The 3198-nt window shown below is 80.8% G+C and carries 4 protein-coding genes; 2 read left to right on the top strand and 2 right to left on the bottom strand.

What is annotated here, in order from left to right; translation table 11 throughout:
* Positions 1-105: 105 nt before the first annotated feature.
* Positions 106-363, top strand: a complete 258-nt coding sequence (locus GTR00_RS17680; protein ID WP_166612890.1) for a hypothetical protein — start codon at positions 106-108, stop codon at positions 361-363.
* Between the two features lie 7 nt (positions 364-370).
* Here the strand turns inward: GTR00_RS17680 and GTR00_RS17675 are convergent, their stop codons facing one another.
* The gene (locus tag GTR00_RS17675) at positions 371-1564 is read right to left on the bottom strand and encodes an anhydro-N-acetylmuramic acid kinase (protein ID WP_166612891.1); all 1194 of its coding nucleotides are present in this window, start codon (positions 1562-1564) and stop codon (positions 371-373) included.
* A gap of 70 nt (positions 1565-1634) precedes the next feature.
* Between GTR00_RS17675 and GTR00_RS17670 the strand changes: the two genes are divergently transcribed.
* Complete coding sequence (locus tag GTR00_RS17670; protein ID WP_166612891.1) at positions 1635-2828, top strand: anhydro-N-acetylmuramic acid kinase; 1194 nt, start codon at positions 1635-1637, stop codon at positions 2826-2828.
* Positions 2829-2835: 7 nt separating this feature from the next.
* On the opposite strand, the gene GTR00_RS17665 is transcribed toward GTR00_RS17670, so the two are convergent.
* Positions 2836-3093, bottom strand: a complete 258-nt coding sequence (locus tag GTR00_RS17665) for a hypothetical protein (RefSeq protein ID WP_166612890.1) — start codon at positions 3091-3093, stop codon at positions 2836-2838.
* Positions 3094-3198: the final 105 nt, after the last annotated feature.

Genomic DNA, 3198 nt, shown 5'->3' with positions numbered 1-3198 from the left:
CCCCCGCATCCTTCGCCGGGAGCTCGCGACCCGCCCCGCGCCGACGTGCGGCCCGCGAGCGCCCGGCGAAGGATGCGGGGGAACGCACCACGAGGAGGTCCCACCATGACCAGCGCCCCGCTGGAGCCGCGCGCCACGCCGAGCGCGCGCACCGACGCGTCCGACGTCGCCGGCGACGCCGCGGCCGCCGGGCCGGCGCAGACCACCGGCGAGCCGGGCACCGCGCAGACCCCGCCGGGCTACCCCGAGCCCGACGAGGTCGACCCCGCCGAGGGCCCGCTGGCCGGGCGCGACCCCGCCCTGCTGGGCGACCTGGCCCACCCCGGCGCCCCCGCGCACCACGGCCCGCCCGGGCAGGGCTGAGGCCCCCTCAGCCCGCGGCGGGGTCCAGCACCAGCTCCACCGGCGCCGCCACCGGCCCCGGGCGGGGCACGCCCCCGCCCGGGGCCGGGGTCACGCGCCCCAGCACCCGCGCACCGCGCGCGCCGGTGCACGAGGGTTCGCTGCCGGGCAGCCCGTGCAGCGCCGCCCACCCCAGCAGCGCGAACGCCACCGCCTCCTTCGCGTCCGCCGGGCAGCCCAGCTCCTCGCTGGGCAGCACCTCCACCCCGGGCAGCCGCCGCGCCAGCGCGGTCAGCAGCGCGGGGTTGCGCACCCCGCCGCCGGAGGCGAACAACCGCTCCAGGTGCGCCGGGCGCACCGCCGCGGCCACGGTGCGCGCCGTCAGCTCCGTCAGCGTGGCCACCAGGTCCGGCAGGTCCGGTGAACGGCCGGTGCGGCGCAGCGCGGCGGCGACGTGCCCGGCGTGGAAGAGCTCCTTGCCGGTGCTCTTGGGCGCCGGGCGCGCGTAGTACGGCTCGGTGAGCAGCTCCGCCAGCAGCGCCTCGTCCACGGCGCCGGCGGCGGCCAGGCGCCCGTCGCGGTCGAAGCCGTCCGGCACCGAGGGGTCGGCGGCCACCACCGCGTCGATCAGCGCGTTGGCCGGGCCGGTGTCCCACGCCAGCGGGGCCGAGCCCGGCGCGCACACGGTGACGTTGGCGATGCCGCCGAGGTTCAGCGCCCCGGCCCGCCGCCCCGCCGCGGTCAGCGGGGCCAGCAGCAGCCGGTCCAGCAGCGGCACCAGCGGGGCGCCCTGCCCGCCGGCGGCCACGTCCGCGGCCCGCAGGTCCGAGACCACCGCCAGCCCGGTCGCCTCCGCGATCCACGCCGGCTGCCCGACCTGCAGGGTGCCCAGCGCCCGCCCGCCGCGCACCCAGTGGTGCACCGTCTGCCCGTGGCTGCACACCGCGTCCACCGCCGTCCCGGCGGGCAGCGCCGCCAGCGCCGCCGCCGCCGCGGCGGCGAACTCCTGCCCCACGCGGGTGTCCAGCTCGCACAGCGCCGCCGCGCTGGAGGGGTTGGGCGGCAGCGCGGCCACCAGCGCCTGCCGCAGCGCGGGGGAGTACGGCACCGAGCCGGTGTGCTCCAGGCGCCCGCGCAGGTGCGTCCCCTCGGCGCGGAAGCCCACCACCGCGGTGTCGATCCCGTCGTGGGAGGTCCCCGAGATCATCCCCAGCACGCGCATCAGCGCACCCCCGGCACCCGCGAGAGCCGGCCGCCGGCGGCCGGCTCTCGCGGGTGCCGGGGGTGCGCTGATGCGCGTGCTGGGGATGATCTCGGGGACCTCCCACGACGGGATCGACACCGCGGTGGTGGGCTTCCGCGCCGAGGGGACGCACCTGCGCGGGCGCCTGGAGCACACCGGCTCGGTGCCGTACTCCCCCGCGCTGCGGCAGGCGCTGGTGGCCGCGCTGCCGCCCAACCCCTCCAGCGCGGCGGCGCTGTGCGAGCTGGACACCCGCGTGGGGCAGGAGTTCGCCGCCGCGGCGGCGGCGGCGCTGGCGGCGCTGCCCGCCGGGACGGCGGTGGACGCGGTGTGCAGCCACGGGCAGACGGTGCACCACTGGGTGCGCGGCGGGCGGGCGCTGGGCACCCTGCAGGTCGGGCAGCCGGCGTGGATCGCGGAGGCGACCGGGCTGGCGGTGGTCTCGGACCTGCGGGCCGCGGACGTGGCCGCCGGCGGGCAGGGCGCCCCGCTGGTGCCGCTGCTGGACCGGCTGCTGCTGGCCCCGCTGACCGCGGCGGGGCGGCGGGCCGGGGCGCTGAACCTCGGCGGCATCGCCAACGTCACCGTGTGCGCGCCGGGCTCGGCCCCGCTGGCGTGGGACACCGGCCCGGCCAACGCGCTGATCGACGCGGTGGTGGCCGCCGACCCCTCGGTGCCGGACGGCTTCGACCGCGACGGGCGCCTGGCCGCCGCCGGCGCCGTGGACGAGGCGCTGCTGGCGGAGCTGCTCACCGAGCCGTACTACGCGCGCCCGGCGCCCAAGAGCACCGGCAAGGAGCTCTTCCACGCCGGGCACGTCGCCGCCGCGCTGCGCCGCACCGGCCGTTCACCGGACCTGCCGGACCTGGTGGCCACGCTGACGGAGCTGACGGCGCGCACCGTGGCCGCGGCGGTGCGCCCGGCGCACCTGGAGCGGTTGTTCGCCTCCGGCGGCGGGGTGCGCAACCCCGCGCTGCTGACCGCGCTGGCGCGGCGGCTGCCCGGGGTGGAGGTGCTGCCCAGCGAGGAGCTGGGCTGCCCGGCGGACGCGAAGGAGGCGGTGGCGTTCGCGCTGCTGGGGTGGGCGGCGCTGCACGGGCTGCCCGGCAGCGAACCCTCGTGCACCGGCGCGCGCGGTGCGCGGGTGCTGGGGCGCGTGACCCCGGCCCCGGGCGGGGGCGTGCCCCGCCCGGGGCCGGTGGCGGCGCCGGTGGAGCTGGTGCTGGACCCCGCCGCGGGCTGAGGGGGCCTCAGCCCTGCCCGGGCGGGCCGTGGTGCGCGGGGGCGCCGGGGTGGGCCAGGTCGCCCAGCAGGGCGGGGTCGCGCCCGGCCAGCGGGCCCTCGGCGGGGTCGACCTCGTCGGGCTCGGGGTAGCCCGGCGGGGTCTGCGCGGTGCCCGGCTCGCCGGTGGTCTGCGCCGGCCCGGCGGCCGCGGCGTCGCCGGCGACGTCGGACGCGTCGGTGCGCGCGCTCGGCGTGGCGCGCGGCTCCAGCGGGGCGCTGGTCATGGTGGGACCTCCTCGTGGTGCGTTCCCCCGCATCCTTCGCCGGGCGCTCGCGGGCCGCACGTCGGCGCGGGGCGGGTCGCGAGCTCCCGGCGAAGGATGCGGGGG

The organism is Kineococcus indalonis (genome assembly GCF_009906395.1).
GTDB lineage: Bacteria > Actinomycetota > Actinomycetes > Actinomycetales > Kineococcaceae > Kineococcus > Kineococcus indalonis.
Note: the sequence above shows the minus strand (reverse complement) of the source record. Positions and strands in the feature narration are given on the sequence as shown.